The organism is Chryseobacterium sp. ERMR1:04, assembly GCF_001297705.1.
In the GTDB taxonomy this organism is placed as follows: domain Bacteria; phylum Bacteroidota; class Bacteroidia; order Flavobacteriales; family Weeksellaceae; genus Chryseobacterium.
In genome coordinates this window covers 404,926-423,767 of sequence record NZ_LIRF01000003.1, presented here as the reverse complement: position 1 = coordinate 423,767, position 18,842 = coordinate 404,926, and the positions used below count along the sequence as shown (strand labels likewise).

Genomic DNA, 18,842 nt, shown 5'->3' with positions numbered 1-18,842 from the left:
TCTCACGAATTAATCACTAATGTCTATTTCTTGCTCTCTATTGACATTTTTTTAGTTAATTTGTTTTCTAAATGAAAAACACAGTACCAATGAAAATTGAAAAAGAAATTATCTCTTTTGAAGCTGAAAGCTCATTTAAGATTCATACACCCCGTCTTAAAAATTATTTTTTCTGGCATTATCATCCAGAAATAGAAATTGTGTATGTTGAAGCAATCAATGGAATAAGCCATGTAGGGAAAAATATCTCTGGTTTTGTGGGAGATTATTTAGTTTTGATTGGTCCTAACGTTCCTCACCTCAACTTTGACTATGGAATTGAAACGGCATACAAGCAAATCGTGATTCAGCTAAACGAAAAATTTCCTGAAAACACCATTATCTCAACCCCTGAATTTAATTGTATCAAAAATTTACTGGAACGCTCTTATCTTGGACTTTCATTCTATGGAGAAACAAAAGAAAAAGCAGTAAAATGCCTTAAAGAAATGCAACAAATAGGGCTTTTTGATTCCTTGTTAAAACTGATCGAAATTTTAAATATCCTGGCTAATTCTAATGAGTATAAGCAGCTTAACCAAGAAGACACGAGGGTGAAGTTTTTTTTAAATGATAAAGTAAGGTTGGGAACCGTTTATAATTATATTCATGAAAATTATGATAAAACGCCCAATGTGAATGTAGTTGCAGAAATGGTACATCTGAGTACTTCTGCTTTTTGTAGATATTTTAAGAAGCAAACGGATATAACCTTTACAGATTTTGTAAATCAGTACAGAATAAACCAGGCAAAAACATTATTGCTGTATGATGTAAGTATCTCTGAAATTGCTTATAATGTAGGTTTTGACAGTATTCCTTATTTTAATAAATTATTTAAAATACTCGTTGGAGAAACACCGACAGAATTTAAAAATCGACATAAATCTGTTGCCAATTCTAAATTGATTTAAATAAAATAAAAAATCCCGCAGAATCTACAAATCTGTAAGATGTATAAATCTTTTCAGCCTGTTTGTTCTGCGAGAATTTCAAGATTAAAAAATATATTTGAATTAATTATTCAACTTCAAAAATAGCCTGTATTTCCACAGAAGAATTCACTGGAATAGATGAAGCGCCTAATGTTGCTCTTGCATGCTTTCCTTTATCTCCAAAAACCTCAACGGTAAGATCTGATGCGATATTCATCAAATCCGCATGTTTCGTATAATCATCTTTGGTATTGAAAATCCCTGTTAGTTGTACGCATTGCTTCACTTTGCTTAGATCTCCGCCAACGGCTTCATTTAAGACTGATAAAACATTTAACATAGTAGCTTTTGTAGCGTCTTTCACTTGTTGTTCATTCACATCCACTCCTAATTTTCCTGGATTTAAAATTTTTCCATCTTTCAAAGCAACCTGATTAATGAAAACCAAATTTCCTGAACGTACAAAAGGCTTATAGTTTCCTGCAGGTTTCGGAACTTGAGGAAGGGTAATATTTTTTGTTTCAACGTTTCATTAACATTAACCGACTTTTCAATCGTCGCCATTGCCTTTTTAGCAAATGTACCTTTTAAAGCCAACGCTACTTTTGCGAAGTTTTTCCCTTGAAGTTCAGCAAGGTTTCTTTCGTCTTTTGTAGGTCTTTCAACATCTTTTAAAGAAGCCATGCTGGTTACTCCCAACACTGTGTTTCCCTGAGGAATTGCTTTGTTAATTCCTTCTGTCCCACGAATTCCGTTAGAAACCAATACCATTCCGTGAACAGCAAGACTGTTCCAAAAAGCCTGTAAAGCCAATTCTTTCCCTGCTCCACTTCCTGCAGACATAAAAACTGTTGCAGGCAATCCTTCCAGCGCATGGTTTGTCCAAAGGTTAACCGTTTTAGACAAAAATTCACTCATTCCGGTACTGATATTTCCGAAATAAACCGGTGAACCAAAAGCAATCCCATCATACGTTGGAAGTTCTTCCACTGTTGCCACAGGAACACCTTTTAATTTTTGATTTTGAGATTCTTTAACCTGCTTGATTATTGCCGTTGCATTTTTGTCACTTTCAATTCCTTTGGCGATTTCTTTGGCCAGTTCGTAAGTCCCACCATTATCTGAATGGATCAAAACCAATACTTTAGCTTTATCTTGTGCCATGATGTTTGTGATTTTAAGTAGTAAAATTAATACAAAAAGAGAGCCTAATTTTTTCATTATTAATATGATATATTTTTATAATACAAAATTAGTAATGACGTTTTTATTAAATTTGCCAAAAACTTTATGCAGAACGACAAGGTAAAATGCGGTTTGACCGAGCACAAGGAAAGCGAATTTATCGACACGATCGAAAAAGAAGCCTATGTTTGGTGTGAAGAAGACTGGAAACATGACGATTATGAGCATACTCACAACCGTTCTCAGCTAACGTATGTGGAAGAAGGCTATCAATATTTTCATATTGATCAGAAGATTTATCTCGTTCCACAAAATCATGTGATCTGGATCCCGTCAGGAAAACCTCATCGTATCACTTCGGAAGCGAAAACAGTGAAGCTGATGCTTTTTTTGTTTAATTATTCCTTCAAAGAAGATTTTTATGAGCATGTTCAGGTTTTTGCGATTCCTCCGGTTTTGCGAGAGATGCTTTTATATGCTTCAAAATGGAATAAACTGTTGGCAGAAGATGATGAACAAAGTATATTTTTTAAAGCTATTGTAAAAAGCCTTCCCAACTTCTGTAAGGAAAGCAATTACCTGGAAGTTCCTGTTCCTACAGATGTACGGTTAATTCCTGTGTGTAACTACATCAATGCTAATTTCAAATATAATCTGAACATTGATCTCCTAGCTGAAAAAGCACAAATGTCGGTAAGAAGTTTACAACGCATTTTTAAACACGAAACAGGAATTACGCTTCAAAAATATTTACAGTTGATACGAATTCTAAAAAGTGTTGAATTCATCGATATGAAGCAGTATACGCTGAGTGAAGTAGGCTTTAAAGTGGGCTATCAAAGTCTTTCGGCTTTTACGTCTTCTTATTTTTCTATTATGAAATCAAAGCCCAGAACGAAATAATTACCCTTCGAATTTGGTAAGCTTTCCGTTTTTGTAACAATAGAACTCATAAACCGGTTTCTTGTTAAAAGTGAATACTTTTTCAAGATGAATTTTATCGTAATGAGGTTTTAACATCGTATACTTTTCTTTGAGATGATTCGGAAGTTCATCGGCTTTTATCGGTCTTTCTACTTCAAAACCCTCATCAAAAGTAAATTCAAACACAAAATCAGTTTGTCTCCATGAAATAACAGATTCTATTTCACTATTGAGGTGCGTGGTAGAAACAGAAATGCTATCCTGCTGAATAATCTTACCCGAAGTACCCACCATCAGCATAATTCCGGATAGGACCATTGCTCCGTATCCTATTTTTTGAATAGAAACTCACTCAGGTACGGAAGTATATATTTTACGGTGTAAGACGAAATAATAGTAGCCGCTGCAATCGTAAGACCAAGCCATAAGGCCGTATTGGAATACAATCCGAGGGAAATATAAATAATCAACTTTATCAGGTGTAAAAAGACCTCATTGGCAGCTCTTGTTGCTACAATTTCTTCTTTTTTGAGTCCGAATCTTAAATAAAACCTATTAAATAACAATCCGATGGCGCCTGTAATACCAGAAACAAATCCGGCACAAAACCCAATGATTCCTAACATAAATTTTGGATAGGCTTTTTCTGTGGTTACTTCTGCTTTTTGTTGATTTAAATAATTCAGGAAGATTAATGATCAGAAAAAAGGCAACGATCAATTGAAGATAATTAGGATTAATATATTTAATAAGCCAAGCTCCCAATAAGACCGATGGAATAGAAAACGGAACAAACCAAAAGAAGATTTTCCAGTTGATGTGTTTTTTAAAGACGGCAATTCTTGAAACTGAACTCGTAAAAGTGCCTATTGTTAATGAAAAAGGAACCACCGAACTCGGTAATAATAGATTAAGGATAGGAATAAGAATTAAGCTTGCTCCACCACCACAAATAGCACTGATCCAAAAGGCTACAATGGTTCCCAGAAATAGAAGAATGATATTGAACGTCATTATCTGAATTTTAAAAATTTTTCACCAAACCGATTCCCATATTGCCCTGCTGATAAAACGGCATAATCATCGTTTGTGATTTTTCTTTTTTACCTCCCAAAAGGGTATTGATTTTAGGATATAGCCAATACGCCAATTCTGTAGACAGGATTCCAAAGCCTGCGCCGCCTACTACATCACCAAACCAATGTTTGTTGTTCAACATTCTGTAAACCCCAGTGAAAACAGCAAAGGAATATCCGGAGATGCTCAGCAAAAAGTTGGTATCCTTATATTCTCTGAACATAAACTGAGCAGAAGCAAAGGCAATAGCGGTGTGCCCTGAAGGAAATGAGAGTTTATTAGACTCATCCGGTCTTTCTTCCTTTACGATATGCTTTAGCGGAACAGTAATCGCCGAAGTGATCAACATAGAAGTTCCGTAAATAATGCTTCGGTCTCTGAAATTATGTTTTCCCTGAACTCCTGCAGCGTTTAGTCCGTACACCAATACTGCCGGAGCAAATTGAGTATAATTATCCAGTTTTATTTTGTCAGGTTGATGCTCACTGATCTCGTATTGCGTGGAAGCGTTCAATTGCTTGAGGCCTTTTATGCTTAAACTGGCAACTCCGTAAGAAATCAAGGCTGCGGGTATAATGAGTTTTTTATAGGTAAACTGATGAGAAGTATCATGAATCTCTAATTTTGAAGGAACAACTGCGGTATCCTTAATTGTATTAACCGCTAAACTATCTTGCGCAGCAGCCTGTTGAAAAATGATCAAACTTAAAAATAAGCCTGCGAATAAACTTTTCATTTGAACTTGATTTTTATTTGAATTAAAATTTATAACTGTATCCTAATCGGATGACCTGTGTTTCGTAATAATCATTACTCGTATATTGGAAGCCTGATCCTTGAATCTGCTTTTTAACCACCATTGTATTCAATAAGTCGGATGCATTAAGGAATACTTCTCCTTTTCCGTTTTGAACCGATTTTTTAACCCCCATATCAATCGAGAATCTTGAACTGATTTTTCCCTGTGGAATAATATCAGGAGCCAAATACACAGCCGTAAGCTGCGCATCAAACCCTTTGGCGAATTTGAAGGTATTGTTGAATTTTATATTTCCTGAAACTGCGGTCTGTTGGTCTGCCGAAAAAGTATTAGGAACCGGATATAGATTCTCCACCGTAAAAGCATTGATCTGATTTCTGTAAAGATTTCCATTAACATTAAAAGAATATACTTTTGAAACTTTCTGATTCCAAATGGCCTCAATCCCCGAGTTAAAACTCTTACCCGCATTTTGGAATATGGCATAAATTAATGTACTTCCAGGTGCAGTGCTTGAGATCCTGCTGATGGTTCCATTAGAAAAACGATGGTAGGCCGCGGAATATAAATATCCGTTGTCCCAATTGTGTTTATAGCCTAACTCCAGCGAATTGGTAAATTGTGGTCTCAGGGCAGGATTTCCCACTTTAATAATTTCTGCATCGTCATATTTTGGAAATATTCGGATGTCTACTTCATTAGGTCGGTCTACCCTTCTGTTGTAAAATACAGACAACTTATTTCGGTCATTAAGCTTGTACGCCAATCTCATATTCGGAAATGGCTGTGTATAATTGTAACCATCGCTTTTATAAGTGGGATGATTAGGATTTACATCATACTGAATCTTCACATATTCCAGTCTTACGCCCAATTCTGCTTCCCATTTTTCATTTTCAAAAACATAATTCCCATAGACTGCAGGAATGAGTTCCTTATAATCTGCCCAACCGCCAGCATTTACATCCAACACAGAATTAGCGCCAGGTATAAAATTCATATTCGTAGGAATGCTTCTGTTTCTTAGCTTAATTCCGGCTTCAATTCTTCCGTATTGTAGCGGTTTTACGTAATCTACGTTGAAATCATACACCTGCTCATCAGACAATAGTTTAAAAGCATCGGTTCCTGTGGAAATAGGCAAATAATTGTCATAAAAATACTTTTCGTCTTCTCTGTGAAAGGTGTAATTGAAACCGACATTTAAAAGATGTCCAGCTTCTTTAAATTTATGCTGATACGCCACCGAAGCCATTACCGTCGTTTTTAATTCATCTTCTAAAAACTGCCAGAGACGCAGGCGCTGTGAAAGATCTTTATTGAAAAAAGGCTGATCTCCACGGTCAATGATTTTTTCACTTCCGTACATTCCTGAAACGGTTAAAGTATTCTGACTATCGATTGTCCAGTCTATTCCGGCTTTTGTCGTCAGAAAATTGGTATTTCGGTTTCTTTTTAGTTGTGAATTGATGATTGTTCCGTCATCATAGGTTCTGGTTACAAATTCATTCTTGTTAAGCGTCTGCGTATATAAATTATCAGCCTGCAAGAAAATATTGATCTTATCTTTTCTATAATTTAAAGAAACGGAAGGATTTATTTTTGGTGTCAGCGTATACTGCGGTCTGATGCCCGGAAGGTTTTCTTTTCTTTCCCAAAGAGATCCTAATCCTGTAGTTAACCCAACTTTTCCGTTCCACCCGTTTTGCTTATTTTTTTTCATAATGATGTTAATAATTCCTGCATTTCCATTCGCATCATATTTTGAAGACGGATTATTAATGATCTCAATTTTGTCAATCGCCGAAGATGGAATATTATCCAATCCTGTCTGGCTTCCAAAACCGGTTAAAGCAGTTTGTTTTCCATCAATTAAAACGGTTACTTTATCATTTCCACGCAACTGAACTTTTCCGTCCTGAACGGTTATTCCCGGTAGGTTTTGCATACTTTGAAGAACAGATCCTCCACTTTGGCTAATGTTATCGGCAACAGAATAGGTCTTTTTGTCGAGCTGATTTCCTATTTCATTTTTTTTAGAAGCCGTTACCACCACCTCTTCTATTTTGGTTTCTTTTTCACTGGTATTCGATTCAATTTCTATGGAAGGAATATCTAAAAATGGAGAAAGACTGCCTATAAAAAGAGGATGCTCTTTAGAAACATAGCCTGAAAGAGAAATTTCTAAATGATAATTTCCAGGTTTTACTTCGGCTAAAGAAAATCGGCCTTCCTCATTGGTAATTGTTCCCAAAACAAAAGCATTGTCTTTTGTATCTTTTAAAATAACATTGGTGTATGGAACAGCAGCTTTATTTTTATTAATAACAATCCCGGAAACGGTTACAGAAGAAACCTGCGCCATTGCCATGGAAGAGAAAAATAATATCGTGAGGAATAGGAACGGTTTTATTGTATTCATAAGATTTAGTCTTTAGTTTCCTTTAAAAAATTCCCTTTTGTATCAAATATTACATCTTTCCCATTAACCTCTGCTTCATAGGTTACTACCCCTTTTGAATCTGTTATTCTAGAAGTTTCTTTTATTTTTTGATTAGGATATTTTTTAAGAATAAACGCTTTGCTTTGAGCAGGAAAAGAATTGATCGCTACAGGAATCTCGGTTTCCAAAAGAGTTCCCGAAGAATTTACCAAGACTGAATACTTGATACCCTTCGATTGAAAACCCGCTTCATAATTACCATGTTCTTTTTCCCATTGTATATTTTTGGCGTCCGGAAATTGCTTTTGCACTCTTGCCTGAACTAATGCAGGAATATCTTTCTGCTGTATTTTCTGTGCATTGATCAACACTATACTTGCTGTGATGGTGAATACAATTGTTAACTTTTTCATATTATTCTATTTTTATTTTATGGTACAATATTCCATAATGATTTAGAAGAAATTTTGAATTTCTATGGGGTAAGGCTTATTTCTTTGTTTTGTTTTTTATGGGAGATCACAATCATTAAAAGCAAAAGTGCCAGCGATACCAGCGAGGCATTTAGTGTTCCTAAATTGAGTCCTCCATGAGAAATCGGTTTCGTTAAAAAATCGCCGAAAGTAGCTCCAAACGGTCTTGTGAAAACGAAAGCAATCCAGAATAATACCGCATGATTGATTTTGGTGAAATAATGAAGCAAAACAACAATCAGAATAATAACTCCTGTGATGCAAGCTCCAATGAGATAACTCAGTCCTAAATTATCACTCAAGAAATCACCAAATGCGGTTCCCAGACTGTTAGAAAAAAGAATGGCAATCCAATAATAGATTTCCTTATTTCGGTCTATAATGGGATATACTTCAAGGTCTTTATATTTTTTATACCATAGAAAAAGTGTCAACAACAGTCCGCTGATCAATAGCAGGCTACCCAATAAGTATCCGGCTTTTAAGGTTCTGTCTATAAAATCTGAAATTTCAGTCCCTAATATTGTAGTTCCTACAATTACCAGCCAATAAATAATGGGGATGTATTTCTTTACTTTTAGCTGGGTAGCGAGTGTGATTCCAAAGAATAACAACGTAATAAAAATTCCTACGGTGTATCCTAAATTGAGCGTCATAGAGATAAAATCACCAAGTGTTTCTCCCAATGTTGTTGCCGTTATTTTCATCAACCAAAAAAGAAGGGTAACAGAAGCTACTTTATTGACCGCTTTCATATTTTTTATTCAAAGTTCTGATGCAATTCTGTAGAAATTTCGAATTTGTGAACTTTGAGTGATGAAGCCTTTTTTAACAGACTGAAAAGTTGGCACATCGCTAAGACGCAAAGGTTTTCAATCCTTATTCTGTTTTAAGGCGCAAGAAAATCTAAGATTTTCAAATGGTAATATTTTAATTTCCTGAAATTTCAACTATAACACAATCAATTTTATCTCTGATAAAATCCTTGCGCCTTACAACACTTCCTTTTTAAAAGAAATTGTGTCTTTGCGAAAAACCAACAAAAAAGTTATTTTGCCAGATTATTATTTGAATCAATAAGTTCAAAAAAACTGCACTTTATCATAAAGCACAGCCTAAATTTATACGAAGCATTGTTCTATTAAAATTTCACAGAGAAAGTGTGAGTATTATTGTCAAAGCTATAATTCAGTTTCCAATGTTGATGGGCACATATTTCTTTAATAATCGATAATCCTAAACCGCTTCCGGCAGTATCTGTAGAGGATTTAGAAAATCTTTTGAATAAATTTTCTTTGTTAAGTGCTATCATTCCTGAATTAGAAATAACCAATTCGTTTTCAGAAAGCTTTACATCCGCTTTTCCATGAGACATAGTATGTCTTACGGCATTAATTAGAAGATTATTAATGAGCGTCTCGGTTAATGTTCTATTTCCATTGATCTCTACCCCATCCAAAATATGAGTATGGATGGTAATATCTTTTTGTTCAAAATGTTCGCGTATGCCTTCTATACTTTGATTCAGCAACTGACTTAACGGTAATTTCTCATTTTGTGCGAATTGCAGGTTTTCAATTTTGGCCAATAATAAAAGGTTTTTATTGATTCTTGTGCTTCGGGCCAGGGTTCTGTTTAATTCTTCAACGGTGTTGTACTGACTTTCGGTCATGTTTTCGTCTTGAAGAAGAAGATCCAGTTTGTTTTGAAGAATAGCCAGCGGAGTTTGTAATTCGTGAGATGCATTTTCGGTAAATTCTTTCTGGGCTTTATATACTGAAATATTATGATCAATCAGCCTTGTAAGAACTGTATTTAATTCTTCAAATTCTTTAACGTCTGTTTTTTCGAAATTAATCTTGGTTTCATGGCTCAAGTCGAATGATTTTAATTGGCGCAACGTATCATGAAACGGTTTCCAAACTGTATTGGAAAGTCTTCTGTTTAAAAGCAATAATCCAACGACAATAACTATAAAAAAGAATATGGTAATCATTGCAATGACAAGTACAGTCTCCTGAGTTTCTTCCACATTGGTTTCTACCGTAAATAAGTAAGGCTTTTTATTGATGAAAACAATCTTCTTTAAACATCTGAAACGGTCTGTATTCGGTTCTGATGAATACGATTTTTGCCTTTCCACCGTGTATATTTGATCTCTCTTTAAACTAGCATACGGAAGTTTTTCAATATTGGTTCCGGGTTGGATATTATTCCAAAGTGCTATACTTTTTTCTAGTTCTTCATCGGAAAGCTGTAACTTATTAAGTTCATGAGCTGATTTATCGGCAATAATTTCATTATGCTCGTCCAGTTCACTCAACCAGATAGCATCAACTACAATATAATACACCGGTATACTGATAGCCAATACAATAAGAACGTATATTATAAACGGCTTTGTTGTTTTACTGAGTAAATTTTTCATAGCCATATTAAATAGATTCCCATTTATATCCTGTTCCGTACACTGTTTTCAAATAGCTGTCACAGCCTGCGTCACTAAGTTTCTTCTTTAAATTCTTAATGTGGGCATATACAAAATCATGATTATCCAGCATATCCGCAAAATCACCCGAAAGATGTTCTGCCAAAGCACTTTTTGAAATCACCTTATTTTTATTTCCAATAAAGAAAATCAAGAGATCGAATTCTTTTTTGGTGAGAGAAATAATTTCATTATTAATAGAAACTGTTTTGGCTAAAAGATCAATCTGTAATTCATTTTGGGTAACAACATTTGAATTGTTAAACTGCTTTCTGCGAATAATAGAATAAATCCTTGCCATCAGTTCAGAAAGATGAAAAGGCTTGGTTAAATAATCGTCTGCACCCATTTGCAATCCACTGATCTTGTCATCTAAAGCATTTTTTGCTGAGACAATGATAACGCCATCCTGTTTATTTTGCTTTTTTAATTCTTCCAAAATAGTTAGTCCATTCCCATCAGGAAGCATAATGTCTAAAAGAATACAGTCATATTGAAATGTATGTATTTTCTCCATCGCATCCTGAAATGTTGAAGCGAATTCACATAAATAATTTTCCTCCGAAAGGTATTCTGCAATACTTTTCGCCAATTCGGTTTCGTCTTCTATGATCAGGACCTTCATCAGTATACATATTTTATTTTGCTAATGTACAGATTCAAATTTGAAGATATTTTGAATTATATATAATTCTCATAAATTCAAAAGAGATTTCAAGAATACGAAAAATAAAAAGTAGAATTTATCAGTTTGAACCCACAGATTCAAAGTAACTATTTTGATGCAATAAAAAATAAAGTTTACGGGATTGGCACTCCTTTCTTTATATCAATATTATGATAGGCTACAATTTTCCAACCATTTTTTTCCTTTTTCAGAACTTGTAAAAGGCGTGTATTGAGAGCACCTTTTTCATCGATATAGATTCCGGCAAGAGGTTCGCTGTTTGGAAACCCTGTAACCCGAATCATTGTTTCAACATACGCAACGTTTCTATCAATGATTTTTAAACTCGTTACATCTTGCTTCATTACACTTCCTTTAAACGCTCCATTAAGAAGCTGTTCGTGCCTTGTGAAAAATGCTGTATGCCCTGTAAAAGACATTCCAAACAGATTGGTAAACAACCCATTTTCATCAAAATCAACTGAATAAGATTTTGCATCTCCATTATTCCAAGCAACTTCTTCGTTGAGGACCAGTTTTCTGATTTCTTTTGTTTCTAAATCTGCATTAAAATTGTAATCATCTGAAGATGATGAACATTGAACAACTATAAATGTAGCTGCCACATAAAAAATAAGTTTTTTCATAATGTCATTTGGTTTAGATACAAATGTATAAAAAAATATCAATCCCTATCTTATCACCTCTTTCATAATGAGTATCTTATGTTTTATACAGAAGCTTTTAAAAAAAAAACAAAGCCATAAAATATATCATGGCTTTATCCTTAATTAAATATAATAAACATTAAAGTGGTCAGGGGGATTATTGAAATGAAATACTCATCAAATCGTTATTTCAAAATCAATAATTGGTTCATTTCGCTTTTAAAGCATCCTAAAATAAACTCCGTATAATACATTTGGGCATTAAAAGATTGAGTTTTTGGGTGTAATTCTAATTTTTTTGTGAGAACAATTTCACCTTTATAGGAAAATGAAAAATAAGCGAAAACTTTATACAATGAATTACGTATGGGTGTGCTGTAGCCTGTTGTCGCAATAGACCAATCAGATTCAAAGAGTTTGGCGACGTTTAGGGCCATTGTTTGAGCTATACTTTCTGACACGCAGTCGTATTCCTCCGCTTCATCTTGGTCAATTTTTAATAATCTAACCTTTTCCGGTAATGTATACGCGGTCATTCCGCCTTTATAAAACAAAGAGGCATTAGGCATTTGTGAAAAAGCCATTTGCAGACATCCCGAAGTTACGCTTTCTACAACTGAAATAGATTCGCCAACCGTAATCAGTGATCGACTGATGTATTCGAGTAAGTTCTGTTGAAATTTCATAGTAATTAGATTTAAATGATTGGTTTATATAGCTATTTGGTGTTTCTATTTTCTATGAGAATCAACTCATATCTTTTGAGAACCTTTACTCTTTAATTTCTTTTTTATGTTTTGTGTTTTATAATTTTTCAGTCTTCCACTTTCATGAATTTCTTTAAATAATGTAAATCATATTTTTTCTTAATTGAAAGATAAAATAGAATTTGTTTCGGTTCTTGCTTTCCGATATTATTAATGTTATCAAATTGAGCAATTAGTGCTCGAATATCCTCCATGTTCTCTTTTTCTTCTGCAATAAGAAATAATAAAAAAACAGTTTCCTTAATTTCTTTTGCATAGATATGAGAATGAGTTTCTAACCAAGTCCCATTATTTATTATTTTAGCAAAATGACTCGCTTCCAGTGATTGTATTATTTTATGACAATTCATTTTCGATTATTCATGGTTAAAACAAATCACATCCATTTTCAATTCTAAATAATCAATAAGTTAGCTGTATCTTACCGCTCATAACTCTCTATTATCTAGTAGATAAAGATACGCTAAAATATTTCACCTTTTTATGATTTGGGTCATAGCTTTAATATAGAATTTTTCGATTTATTATTTTAAGCAGATTGTCTTTTTCCATTCTTTTTAAAACCCTAATAACCGTTTCTACACGCAGACCTGTTAAATTGGCGATCTGTTGTCTGGTTAATTCTATGCGAAAACAATGTTGACAATCGTCTTCATAATAGCTTTTTAGATATTCCATTAATCCCTTTAATCTTAATACAGGATTGGTAGAAGACATATTTTGGGTCATTAAAACCTTATAATACAGCCTTTGTGAAAGACAGGCGTTCATTCCCAACGAAATTTTGGGATGTTGTTCTAATAATTCAAGAAAATTATTTTTAGGAACCCTTACAATTTTAGAGGACTCTAAACTTATAGCATTGATAGGATAAAATTTCTCCAAAAAAATCATAGAATCTCCGAAACTCTGATTTTTCCCGAATATATTCTGGATAAACTCTTTCCCATTATCATCATAATTATTGAGTTTTACTTTCCCTTCATTAATCTGAAAATAATACAGTGCATGATCTCCCTCTCTGAAAATAATATCTCCCCTCTTATACACTTTTGTTTCTCCACCGAATGAGTTTAAAAGCTCCATATCGATATTCATACAGCTTATTGTTTTCATACTACTAGTTTAAATATTTCGTTTAATCACAATAAAAATCGGACCAAATTTTATGCAATACAACTTTTTTTGTCAAGCAAATTTTAAACCGTATTCATTGTTTTAAATTAAAAACATTCACAATATCATACAATTAGCCCCGTTTACTTTTATAAACGGGGCTAATTGTATGTTTGGAAAAAATTTATTTTTTTAACTTAAATACGTATTTTTCGATTAATGATTTTAATAAAGAATTATTTAGCAAATTTTTTCGTGCCTGCTACACATAGAATAACCCCAATGGTAACGCCTAACATTCCCATGCTTACAGGTTCATGAAGAAAGTAAGCTGCCAATGCCAATCCAAAAAATGGTTGCAATAATTGAAGTTGACCCACAGTAGTAATTCCGCCTTGTGCTAAGCCACGATACCAAAAGATGAAACCAATGAACATACTGAATAAAGAGATGTAGGCCAAACCAAACCAGCCACCGGTAGTTACCATTTCAATATTATTGGGAAAATAAATAAAAAATAAAACAACCATTAATGGCAATGCTAAGATCAAAGCCCACGAAATCACTTGCCAGCCTCCTAAGGTTTTTGAAAGTTTAGCCCCTTCTGCATATCCTAATCCGCATAAAACCACAGCGGCTAACATTAAAACATCTCCAATCGGAGATGCAGAAATGCCTTGAGAAATGGCAAAACCAATTACTAAAAGACTTCCGATAATAGAGAATAACCAAAATATAGGATGTGGTCTTTCTCCTCCTCTAATCACTCCGAAAATCGCTGTCATCAAAGGTAACATTCCTAAAAAAACAATAGAATGTGCCGAAGTTACATATTGAAGTGCCAGTGCCGAAAGCAAAGGAAACCCAATTACGCAACCTATTGAAACCAATACCAATGGAAAGAGCTGATCTTTTGTCGGTCGTTTTTCTTTATAGATTAAAAGGACGATCAAAGCCAAAAGTCCTGCAATCGCAGCACGTGCTATCGTTACAAAAATTGGGCTCATATCATTCACTGCCAATTTGGTGGCAGGCATGGAACCACTGAATAAAAGTACACCTATGAATCCGTTGATCCAGCCATTAAGTGTTTGGTCTTTTGATATTTGATTTGTCATCATTTTATTGAGGCTTTATTTAATGAGTCAAAATTATACAAGTTAATTCAGTAAGCACAATCTCAGTTTTGTATATTTGCATGAGCACAGTTAGAAAAAAATATGACTAAAGAATTTTTATATACAGAAATAGCCAACGGAATTGCTTCTCAAATCAGAGGCGGTGTGTTAAATGCTGGAGATAAACTTCCCTCTGTGAGAATTTTATGTAAAGAGCATCAAATCAGTATGAACACAGCAAAACGTGTTTTTCTTGAACTGGAATCGATGTCTTTAATAGAATCAAAACCGCAATCGGGTTATTTTGTAAGTCAGTTACTTTCGATTACACTTCCCCTTCCAGAGGTTAGCCGACCTTCTTTAATTGCGAATACAAATGAACCTGATGAGCTAATCAGCAAGGTGTATGAAAATATGGGTAAAAATAATCTTACGCTGTTTTCTATTGCCATTCCGTCTGGAGATTTGTTACCTCAGGCTAAACTTAAAAAAGAAATCATCAACGCGACAAGAGAATTAAAATCTGGCGGAGCTGAATATGAAGAACTACAGGGAAATCTGAAATTAAGAAGAATGACCGCCTTACGATCGTTATCATGGGGTGGAAATTTTAATGAAACTGATGTTGTAACAACAAACGGCGGAATGAATGCCCTATCTTTTTGTCTCATGGCTTTAGGCAAACCCGGAGATACCATTGCTATTGAAAGTCCGTGCTATCCTGGAATCTTACAACTGGCTGCCGGCTTTGGATTAAAAGTATTGGAATTACCTACGCATCCGGCTCATGGGATTGAGATTGAAGCATTAAAAAAGGCTATCCCTAAAATTGACATCTGTTTATTGATTCCCAATTTTAATACTCCGCTGGGAAGTTGCATGTCTGATGAAAATAAAAAAGAAGTGGTAAAACTTCTGTCGGAAAATAACATTCCATTAATTGAAGATGACGTGTATGGAGATCTTTATTTTGGAGCCAACCGCCCGAAATGTTGTAAATCTTTTGACAAAGAAGGAAATGTGCTCTATTGTAGCTCAGTTTCAAAAACGCTAGCGCCAGGGTATCGTGTGGGATGGATCGTTCCCGGAAAATATAAAGAGAAAATTTTAAAGCTGAAACTCCTTCATTCTACCTCATCAATTTCCATTGTAAATGAAGCCGTTGCTAATTTCCTAAAAAGTGGAAGGTATGAGAAACACCTTCAACAAATGCGCAGAACGTTGCAAACTAACTATCAAAATTATGTTCAGACGATTGCGGAATCTTTTCCTGAGGGCACAAAAACCAGCAGACCGCAAGGCGGATTATCTCTTTGGATAGAATTTGATAAAAAAGTTCGTACAACAGAATTGTATGATCTGGCCATAAAGCAAAATATAAGCATTGCTCCGGGAAGAATGTTTACCCTTCAGGATCAGTTTGAAAATTGCATGCGACTTTGCTTTGGCTTACCCTGGTCAGAAGACACCCAATTAAAACTAAGACAAATAGGGAGTTTAGCGAAAAGGCTTTCGTAATTATCTGTCCGGAACAAAGTTTTTTCTCGCCAATTCTTTTCGAACACGGCTTAAACTTTCGGGCGTAATTCCTAAATAGGAAGCAATCATCCATTGGGGAACTCTCAGTAACAAATCCGGATACATTTTGACAAACTTCATGTATCTTTCTTCGGCTGTTTCTCCTAATAAAGAATTGATTCTGTCTTGAAGGCTTTTTATATGTTTTTGCACTAAAACATCACTTTTTCCAAGGCTGCTTGGGAACTCTCCTACCAATTTACTGATGAAATCCGGATGCAGTAAAAGGATCTCACAATCTTCAATAGCCTCAATGTAGTAAATTGATTTTTCGTTAAAATAAAGACTACTTCTATCCGAAATCAGCCAACTTTCAGGAGCGAATTGGATAATGTGTTCCTTCCCGTTTTTATCGATAGAATACATTTTCAAAAGTCCTTTTTCTACAAAGTAGATGTGTCTGCACACCTCGCCATATTGTAAAATGAACTGATTCTTCTGAATTTTCTTTACTTCATAGTGCAAGCTGCACATGTTCACTTTTTCAACAGGAACATTTAAAACTTTAGATAAATAATTATTAATATTTTTCATTAGAGGATCTGGCTTAAAGATATATCCTGATGTGAAGCGTTGCTAATTGCTTTTCCGTTTTCAATAACAATAAATTGCGGGCTTTCATGTCTTACTCCCAAATCTTCTGCTATTTTATTGGAAATAGGTCTGTGAGCCAACAAATCTAAGAAATACAAATCTACTTTTTCATCTGTATTTTCTATTTCTTTCTCAAAGTTTCGCAATACCGTTTTACTGATAAAGCAACTTGTAGAATGTTTGAATATTCCGATCTTATGACGGGAAGAATTTTCAATAGCCGTTTGTAAATCTTCTTCAGATTCTATTTTTTTCCAGAAAGATTTTTCTTCTGGTTTTTCTTCTTTTCCGCCAAATATTTTATCAAAGAAACTCATACATTAAATTGTTTAAGATGATGATTAAGATGTTTATACTCTAAAAAGCCCCAGTCTTTTTCGGTCATTTTACCAAAAAGTTTGTGCCGGTTAGATAGATGATTATTTTCAAATGCTTGCCAATAATCATCCAGTGTTTTTAGAAGATTTTTCTTTCCTTCATCGAAATCACATTCAAAATTAACGATTAGTTTTTGAAAAGTGGGCATATTTCGAGGAATTCCATTATTAAACATTTGCATTTCATATTTTGCAAGAATCCCTACTGCGCCAAATAAAACGTTGATATCCGGAAGAATAATTTTCTGCAAAGCCACCTGAAGAACAAGATCACAGTGCTTTAGCATTTGAGCAGCAGACATTTTTCCCCATTTTTTTGGAGAATTTTCTGCGAGATTAGAAATTCTGTTGACAATTTCCTCGAAATACATCCGATGATGAAGGCTCTTTTTTACCAACCTTTTTCTTTCTTCAAATTTTCGATGTGTGCAAAATGATGATTACAGTGCCAAACATACAAGGCAAGATAACTTCTCAGATCATAATTCTGATGATGTTCAGGATGATGAAAAGTTCTTTCAAATTGTTTATTCGTAAGTGTTTTAAGCAATGCTGCCCATCTCTGATGCGTTCCTTTTATCATTCTCATAGCCGGCTTTATCGGCATATTGGCACTATCCTGAAGTTCGGCCCATTTGGCTTCGTCATAAGGTCTGATGGTTGGGTTGTCTTCTGTTAATGCTAATTTAAGACGGATAAAACTGTTGATATGGCTGTCTGCAATATGGTTTACAAGCTGTCTTACTGTCCAGCCCCCATCTCTGTAAGGCGTGTCCAACTGATCATCCGAAAGGTCTTCTATTAAGTTTTTTAGCTTTTCAGGAAAGTTTTTGATGACTTTAATATATTCATCAAGTTTAATATCACAGATGCTCTCAGGTTGTTGGTACTCACCTATTGGAAACCTCTTTTGTTTTAAATCACTCATTTTTAATTATCTTGGTTATTACGTCTAATAGAATTACAGCATCTTTGTCTTTCAGGTAATACAGCATTTTATTTTTATATTGGTCATTTTTTGAATAGATTACAAAATGATGTCTGTAGGTTTTTATATCTAAGTCTTTAATTAAAATTTCATTTTTGTCAAATTCTATTCTATCATTTAAAACTTCAACTCCAGCCAGATTGAACTTTTCATTATTTTTAAATTTCACCCAATAAGACTGTGAAATGTCTCCAATGAAATTATCCCAGACTTCATCCAAAATATCATTATACAATTGATGTTTTTCATTTAATTTTCTACCATAAAAGAGTTTAAAATAAATTTTTAACTCTTTGTTTGATTTGTTCCTTATGAAAATCTGATATTCCCTTCCTATATAAATACTATATCCGTTGATAAAATGAATTCCATAGCGGATTCCCACAATATCTTCTTTCTTTAAAATAGTAAATAAGTTCTCATTTTGGTCTTTATCTTCATATTTTATAAAGTTCTCGTTAATTACTAACGATCTTTTTCTGGTATCAAATAGTCCTCGAACTATAGTAAATTCTTTCATAAAATGCTGTTTTGTCCATCATCACATTCTGGACAACTTTTCAAATAATAGTTTTTGGTAAATTTATCAAAAATTCGAGAATTTAAAATGAAAAAAATGTTAATTGAACATATTACAATACAATT

20 protein-coding genes and 2 pseudogenes are annotated in these 18,842 nt (G+C 34.1%); 3 read left to right on the top strand and 19 right to left on the bottom strand.

Features of this window, described 5'->3' with window-relative positions; translation table 11 throughout:
- The first annotated feature begins 71 nt into the window (after positions 1-71).
- On the top strand, positions 72-953 hold the full coding sequence (locus tag AMQ68_RS02055; RefSeq protein ID WP_241775024.1) for an AraC family transcriptional regulator: 882 nt from the start codon (positions 72-74) through the stop codon (positions 951-953).
- 106 nt (positions 954-1,059) lie between these two features.
- Here AMQ68_RS02055 and AMQ68_RS02050 read toward each other — a convergent pair.
- Positions 1,060-2,195, bottom strand: a pseudogene (locus AMQ68_RS02050) (Atu1372/SO_1960 family protein).
- A 69-nt stretch (positions 2,196-2,264) separates the two neighbouring features.
- On the opposite strand from AMQ68_RS02050, the gene AMQ68_RS02045 reads away from it, so the two are divergent.
- Positions 2,265-3,062, top strand: a complete 798-nt coding sequence (locus AMQ68_RS02045; protein ID WP_054508966.1) for an AraC family transcriptional regulator — start codon at positions 2,265-2,267, stop codon at positions 3,060-3,062.
- Here AMQ68_RS02045 and AMQ68_RS25460 read toward each other — a convergent pair whose 3' ends face one another.
- The 13 genes and pseudogenes from AMQ68_RS25460 to AMQ68_RS01985 form a co-directional block, all read right to left on the bottom strand.
- On the bottom strand, positions 3,063-3,401 hold the full coding sequence (locus AMQ68_RS25460) for a hypothetical protein (RefSeq protein WP_241775023.1): 339 nt from the start codon (positions 3,399-3,401) through the stop codon (positions 3,063-3,065). It abuts the gene before it with no gap.
- 11 nt (positions 3,402-3,412) lie between these two features.
- Positions 3,413-4,097: pseudogene (locus tag AMQ68_RS02040) on the bottom strand (sulfite exporter TauE/SafE family protein).
- A gap of 10 nt (positions 4,098-4,107) precedes the next feature.
- Positions 4,108-4,896, bottom strand: coding sequence for a phosphatase PAP2 family protein (locus AMQ68_RS02035; RefSeq protein ID WP_054508965.1), 789 nt, complete (start codon positions 4,894-4,896; stop codon positions 4,108-4,110).
- Positions 4,897-4,918: 22 nt separating this feature from the next.
- Positions 4,919-7,342: a TonB-dependent receptor gene (locus AMQ68_RS02030; protein ID WP_054508964.1), complete on the bottom strand. Its 2,424-nt coding sequence runs from the start codon at positions 7,340-7,342 to the stop codon at positions 4,919-4,921.
- Positions 7,343-7,347: 5 nt separating this feature from the next.
- On the bottom strand, positions 7,348-7,776 hold the full coding sequence (locus AMQ68_RS02025) for a PepSY-like domain-containing protein (protein WP_054508963.1): 429 nt from the start codon (positions 7,774-7,776) through the stop codon (positions 7,348-7,350).
- A 62-nt stretch (positions 7,777-7,838) separates the two neighbouring features.
- Complete coding sequence (locus tag AMQ68_RS02020; RefSeq protein WP_054508962.1) at positions 7,839-8,591, bottom strand: hypothetical protein; 753 nt, start codon at positions 8,589-8,591, stop codon at positions 7,839-7,841.
- 386 nt (positions 8,592-8,977) lie between these two features.
- The gene (locus tag AMQ68_RS02015; protein ID WP_054509986.1) at positions 8,978-10,264 is read right to left on the bottom strand and encodes a HAMP domain-containing sensor histidine kinase; all 1,287 of its coding nucleotides are present in this window, start codon (positions 10,262-10,264) and stop codon (positions 8,978-8,980) included.
- Between the two features lie 7 nt (positions 10,265-10,271).
- Positions 10,272-10,949, bottom strand: coding sequence for a response regulator transcription factor (locus AMQ68_RS02010; RefSeq protein WP_054508961.1), 678 nt, complete (start codon positions 10,947-10,949; stop codon positions 10,272-10,274).
- A gap of 176 nt (positions 10,950-11,125) precedes the next feature.
- Positions 11,126-11,638, bottom strand: coding sequence for an SgcJ/EcaC family oxidoreductase (locus AMQ68_RS02005; RefSeq protein ID WP_054508960.1), 513 nt, complete (start codon positions 11,636-11,638; stop codon positions 11,126-11,128).
- Positions 11,639-11,844: 206 nt separating this feature from the next.
- Complete coding sequence (locus AMQ68_RS02000) at positions 11,845-12,345, bottom strand: CinA family protein (RefSeq protein WP_054508959.1); 501 nt, start codon at positions 12,343-12,345, stop codon at positions 11,845-11,847.
- A 128-nt stretch (positions 12,346-12,473) separates the two neighbouring features.
- Positions 12,474-12,776 (bottom strand): hypothetical protein, encoded by a 303-nt coding sequence (locus tag AMQ68_RS01995; RefSeq protein WP_054508958.1) that lies wholly within the window; start codon positions 12,774-12,776, stop codon positions 12,474-12,476.
- Positions 12,777-12,927: 151 nt separating this feature from the next.
- Complete coding sequence (locus tag AMQ68_RS01990) at positions 12,928-13,542, bottom strand: Crp/Fnr family transcriptional regulator (protein ID WP_241775022.1); 615 nt, start codon at positions 13,540-13,542, stop codon at positions 12,928-12,930.
- 236 nt (positions 13,543-13,778) lie between these two features.
- A complete protein-coding gene (locus AMQ68_RS01985) occupies positions 13,779-14,663 on the bottom strand; it encodes a DMT family transporter (RefSeq protein WP_054508956.1) in 885 nt (294 codons plus the stop codon).
- Positions 14,664-14,762: 99 nt separating this feature from the next.
- On the opposite strand from AMQ68_RS01985, the gene AMQ68_RS01980 reads away from it, so the two are divergent.
- Positions 14,763-16,178, top strand: coding sequence for a PLP-dependent aminotransferase family protein (locus tag AMQ68_RS01980; protein WP_054508955.1), 1,416 nt, complete (start codon positions 14,763-14,765; stop codon positions 16,176-16,178).
- On the opposite strand, the gene AMQ68_RS01975 is transcribed toward AMQ68_RS01980, so the two are convergent.
- From AMQ68_RS01975 to AMQ68_RS01955, 5 genes are read right to left on the bottom strand one after another with little or no spacing between them, the layout of a single operon-like run.
- A complete protein-coding gene (locus AMQ68_RS01975) occupies positions 16,179-16,772 on the bottom strand; it encodes a Crp/Fnr family transcriptional regulator (RefSeq protein ID WP_054508954.1) in 594 nt (197 codons plus the stop codon).
- The gene (gene ytxJ / locus AMQ68_RS01970; RefSeq protein ID WP_054508953.1) at positions 16,772-17,149 is read right to left on the bottom strand and encodes a bacillithiol system redox-active protein YtxJ; all 378 of its coding nucleotides are present in this window, start codon (positions 17,147-17,149) and stop codon (positions 16,772-16,774) included. Before ytxJ ends, AMQ68_RS01975 begins: the two co-directional genes overlap by 1 nt.
- Positions 17,146-17,580 carry a DUF1569 domain-containing protein gene (locus tag AMQ68_RS01965; protein WP_082383994.1) on the bottom strand — a complete coding sequence of 145 codons (435 nt, stop codon included), beginning with the start codon at positions 17,578-17,580 and terminating at the stop codon, positions 17,146-17,148. Before AMQ68_RS01965 ends, ytxJ begins: the two co-directional genes overlap by 4 nt.
- A 20-nt stretch (positions 17,581-17,600) precedes the next feature.
- Positions 17,601-18,137 carry a YfiT family bacillithiol transferase gene (locus AMQ68_RS01960; RefSeq protein WP_054508952.1) on the bottom strand — a complete coding sequence of 179 codons (537 nt, stop codon included), beginning with the start codon at positions 18,135-18,137 and terminating at the stop codon, positions 17,601-17,603.
- Entirely contained in the window at positions 18,130-18,717 is a 588-nt protein-coding gene (locus tag AMQ68_RS01955; RefSeq protein WP_054508951.1) for a hypothetical protein, read from the bottom strand. Before AMQ68_RS01955 ends, AMQ68_RS01960 begins: the two co-directional genes overlap by 8 nt.
- Between the last annotated feature and the right edge of the window lie 125 nt (positions 18,718-18,842).

What these genes read in the sequence shown, in the direction of transcription:
- AMQ68_RS02005 (WP_054508960.1), bottom strand. Translation starts at nt 11,638, where the DNA reads ATGAAAAAACTTATTTTTTATGTGGCAGCTACATTTATAGTTGTTCAA.
- AMQ68_RS25460 (WP_241775023.1), bottom strand. Translation starts at nt 3,401, where the DNA reads ATGGTCCTATCCGGAATTATGCTGATGGTGGGTACTTCGGGTAAGATT.
- ytxJ (WP_054508953.1), bottom strand. Translation starts at nt 17,149, where the DNA reads ATGAGTTTCTTTGATAAAATATTTGGCGGAAAAGAAGAAAAACCAGAA.
- AMQ68_RS01985 (WP_054508956.1), bottom strand. Translation starts at nt 14,663, where the DNA reads ATGATGACAAATCAAATATCAAAAGACCAAACACTTAATGGCTGGATC.
- AMQ68_RS02020 (WP_054508962.1), bottom strand. Translation starts at nt 8,591, where the DNA reads ATGAAAGCGGTCAATAAAGTAGCTTCTGTTACCCTTCTTTTTTGGTTG.
- AMQ68_RS02055 (WP_241775024.1), top strand. Translation starts at nt 72, where the DNA reads ATGAAAAACACAGTACCAATGAAAATTGAAAAAGAAATTATCTCTTTT.
- AMQ68_RS01990 (WP_241775022.1), bottom strand. Translation starts at nt 13,542, where the DNA reads ATGAAAACAATAAGCTGTATGAATATCGATATGGAGCTTTTAAACTCA.
- AMQ68_RS02035 (WP_054508965.1), bottom strand. Translation starts at nt 4,896, where the DNA reads ATGAAAAGTTTATTCGCAGGCTTATTTTTAAGTTTGATCATTTTTCAA.
- AMQ68_RS02045 (WP_054508966.1), top strand. Translation starts at nt 2,265, where the DNA reads ATGCAGAACGACAAGGTAAAATGCGGTTTGACCGAGCACAAGGAAAGC.
- AMQ68_RS01995 (WP_054508958.1), bottom strand. Translation starts at nt 12,776, where the DNA reads ATGAATTGTCATAAAATAATACAATCACTGGAAGCGAGTCATTTTGCT.
- AMQ68_RS01965 (WP_082383994.1), bottom strand. Translation starts at nt 17,580, where the DNA reads ATGTATTTCGAGGAAATTGTCAACAGAATTTCTAATCTCGCAGAAAAT.
- AMQ68_RS02010 (WP_054508961.1), bottom strand. Translation starts at nt 10,949, where the DNA reads ATGAAGGTCCTGATCATAGAAGACGAAACCGAATTGGCGAAAAGTATT.
- AMQ68_RS01980 (WP_054508955.1), top strand. Translation starts at nt 14,763, where the DNA reads ATGACTAAAGAATTTTTATATACAGAAATAGCCAACGGAATTGCTTCT.
- AMQ68_RS01955 (WP_054508951.1), bottom strand. Translation starts at nt 18,717, where the DNA reads ATGAAAGAATTTACTATAGTTCGAGGACTATTTGATACCAGAAAAAGA.
- AMQ68_RS02015 (WP_054509986.1), bottom strand. Translation starts at nt 10,264, where the DNA reads ATGAAAAATTTACTCAGTAAAACAACAAAGCCGTTTATAATATACGTT.
- AMQ68_RS02000 (WP_054508959.1), bottom strand. Translation starts at nt 12,345, where the DNA reads ATGAAATTTCAACAGAACTTACTCGAATACATCAGTCGATCACTGATT.
- AMQ68_RS01975 (WP_054508954.1), bottom strand. Translation starts at nt 16,772, where the DNA reads ATGAAAAATATTAATAATTATTTATCTAAAGTTTTAAATGTTCCTGTT.
- AMQ68_RS01960 (WP_054508952.1), bottom strand. Translation starts at nt 18,137, where the DNA reads ATGAGTGATTTAAAACAAAAGAGGTTTCCAATAGGTGAGTACCAACAA.
- AMQ68_RS02025 (WP_054508963.1), bottom strand. Translation starts at nt 7,776, where the DNA reads ATGAAAAAGTTAACAATTGTATTCACCATCACAGCAAGTATAGTGTTG.
- AMQ68_RS02030 (WP_054508964.1), bottom strand. Translation starts at nt 7,342, where the DNA reads ATGAATACAATAAAACCGTTCCTATTCCTCACGATATTATTTTTCTCT.